Origin of the sequence: Rhodococcus sp. T7 (assembly GCF_009872365.1) — a bacterium.
Taxonomy (GTDB): Bacteria; Actinomycetota; Actinomycetes; order Mycobacteriales; family Mycobacteriaceae; genus Rhodococcus_F.
This window is the reverse complement of the sequence record NZ_WXYH01000181.1, coordinates 1-2,407: the sequence shown is the minus strand read 5'-3', so window position 1 is coordinate 2,407 and position 2,407 is coordinate 1. Positions and strand designations below refer to the sequence as shown.

Annotated in this window: 4 protein-coding genes; all 4 read left to right on the top strand. The window is 69.0% G+C overall.

Annotation, left to right across the window (positions count from 1 at the left end):
• On the top strand, window positions 1-462 hold a 462-nt coding region (locus MLGJGCBP_RS18390), incomplete at its 5' end, for a glycosyltransferase (RefSeq protein ID WP_268960756.1).
• 65 nt (window positions 463-527) lie between these two features.
• Window positions 528-986 carry an SRPBCC family protein gene (locus tag MLGJGCBP_RS18385; RefSeq protein ID WP_236581193.1) on the top strand — a complete coding sequence of 153 codons (459 nt, stop codon included), beginning with the start codon at window positions 528-530 and terminating at the stop codon, window positions 984-986.
• Window positions 987-1,189: 203 nt separating this feature from the next.
• The gene (locus MLGJGCBP_RS50570) at window positions 1,190-1,903 is read left to right on the top strand and encodes a hypothetical protein (protein WP_201453119.1); all 714 of its coding nucleotides are present in this window, start codon (window positions 1,190-1,192) and stop codon (window positions 1,901-1,903) included.
• A gap of 4 nt (window positions 1,904-1,907) precedes the next feature.
• Window positions 1,908-2,407 (top strand): aldehyde dehydrogenase family protein (locus MLGJGCBP_RS18375; RefSeq protein WP_160097503.1); only part of this gene is annotated, 500 nt, incomplete at its 3' end.

Sequence of the window (2,407 nt, the reverse complement as noted above, 5' to 3'; positions counted from 1 at the left end):
CAGCAGACCCTGCAGCACGTCCTCGACGCGCTGCGCGGCGTCCCGGCCCGCACCGTGGTGACCACCGGAACCTCCGTCGACCCTGCCACCCTGACCGCCGGCCCGGACACCGAGGTCCACGGCCACCTCGATCACGAGACGATCCTGCCGGACGCCACCCTCGTCATCGGGCACGGCGGCCACGACACCACCATGCGCGCCCTCGCCCACGGCGTGCCGCTGATCGTCCTGCCGATGCACCCGCTGCTCGATCAGAAGATGATCGGCCGCACCCTCGAACACCGAGGGGCGGCCCGATGCCTGCCCAAGAAGGCCGCACCCCACCGCATCCGGACGGCCGTGGACACTCTTCTCGCCGACGGCCCACACCGGGCGGCCGCCGCCGACCTCGGGGCGCGGATCCGCTCACATGACGGCTCGATGGCGGCAGCCGACCTCATCGACCACTTACCTCACCGGTAGGTACGCAGACCAATGACTACCCCGACCGCCGGCCGACAATCCACCTGCCCAGCATCCACAACAACATGACCCAGGAGGTCGCGATGATCGTCACCGAGGAATCCGTTGTCATCGAACGCCCCATCGAGGAGGTGTTTGCCTTCTTCCACGACCCGGGGAACGTCACCCGGTACGCCAAGAACGTCGTGTCATACCAGCATGTCTCGGGAGACTGCGGTGAAGTGGGTGCCGTCGTGCATCACGTCGTCAAGGTCGCCGGCCGGCGGCTCGACGTCACCGAGGAACTGACCGGCGTCGAGCAGGACAAGTACCTGCGTCGCCGCGGCGTCGACACTCCCGCCCCCTTCGAGACCGAAATCCGCTTCGCCCCGGCAGGGGCCGAGGGCACCCGCGTCACCTGGCACCAGGAGTCCGGGAAGTTCGGCGGCCTCCTCGGCAAGATCCCCGACGGGATCGTCGCGAAACTCTATGCCCGCAACGCCCACAGCAATCTCGAGAACGCGAAGACCGTGCTCGAAGCCTGACACTTCGGTGCGGGCACCACCCCTTCCACGGGGCAGTCGCCCACCCGGCACTCCTCAGTTCGCCGCAACCACCTGCTGCCGGCGCCGGTGACATCGAGTAGCCGCGACCACCCAATCTCTTCGGGATGATCCCGCAAGAAAGCCGAAGTCCCATGAGAGAGAACAACTCGCCTGCTCGCTCGACTGTGATCGGAGCAACGTCCATGTCATGCCGCACGAACTACACCGGGCCCGGGCAGGGCACCCGGCTCGACATCCTCGACGACATCCACACCATCAAGGCCGGAGCCGAGCACACCGACGGCGCCTATGAGGTCTTCGAAGTCGAAGCGCCGCACACCAGCTCCCCGGTGCCGCTGCTCTGCGCACCCTGGATGAAGACGGTTTATCTGCTCGACGGCGGGTTGACCGTCCGGGTGGCGGGGAAATCCTATGAGCCCGGTGCCTCGATCACGATCCCGGCGGGTGTCCCGAACACCTGGGCCGTGACAACCTCATCGGCGAGAATTCTCGCCTTCACGCACGGCGCCCGCGCGGGACGGTTCTTCGCCGACGTCGTCCGGTGCGTGCCCACCGATCGTCCACCCGACGAGGTCGCACCTTTGATGTTCCAGGTCGCCCAGCGCCATAGTGTCAGGTTCGAGGGCGGTCGGACCTCGGGAGGGGGCAAGCCGGAAGGCCCACCGTCATGGCCGGGCGCACCCCGCTGCACTCGGCAGTCGCCGCCCGGCTACCGGTGGCGCGGCGCTGCGGAATTCCACTTCGGGCGGTGCCCACGTCGCCTCGACGCCTCGCCGCCCACTGCGTGCTCGCCGCGGTCGCGCGGGCCGCGTCGTCCCCATCCGCCGCCGCGCACGGGGCGGAACCACCGAGATCGCGCCGACCAATGTCGGGGTGATCCTCCCAAGAAGGGCTGATCTCATGACTGAAAACGCGCGCACTACTGCCCCCACAGCCGCCCCGTCCGGCACGTTCGCCAGCCTCAACCCGCGTTCGGGCACCGTCCTCGCCGAGTACCCCATCGCCGACTCGGTCGCCGTGGCCGCAGCGGTGGATCGGGCCCGCTCCGCCGCCCGGTGGTGGAACGACCAGGGCTTCCGTGGCCGCCGCACCATGCTGCTCGACTTCAAACAGGCCGTCGCGTCCGACGCCGATACCCTGGCCGCGCTGATCTCCGCCGAGACAGGCAAACCGCGTGGCGACGCCGTCCTCGAGATCATGCTGGCGATCGAGCACCTGGACTGGGCCGCCCGCCATGCCCGACAAGTGTTGCGGCGCCGCCGCGTGCGGTCCGGGCTGCCCGCGGTCAACCAGTCCGCGACCCTGGGCTACCAGCCGCTCGGCGTGATCGGTGTCATCGGCCCGTGGAACTTCCCGCTCTACACCCCGATGGGCGCGATCTCCTACGCCCTCGCCGCCGG

What these genes read in the sequence shown, in the direction of transcription:
- MLGJGCBP_RS18385 (WP_236581193.1), top strand. Translation starts at nt 528, where the DNA reads ATGACCCAGGAGGTCGCGATGATCGTCACCGAGGAATCCGTTGTCATC.
- MLGJGCBP_RS50570 (WP_201453119.1), top strand. Translation starts at nt 1,190, where the DNA reads ATGTCATGCCGCACGAACTACACCGGGCCCGGGCAGGGCACCCGGCTC.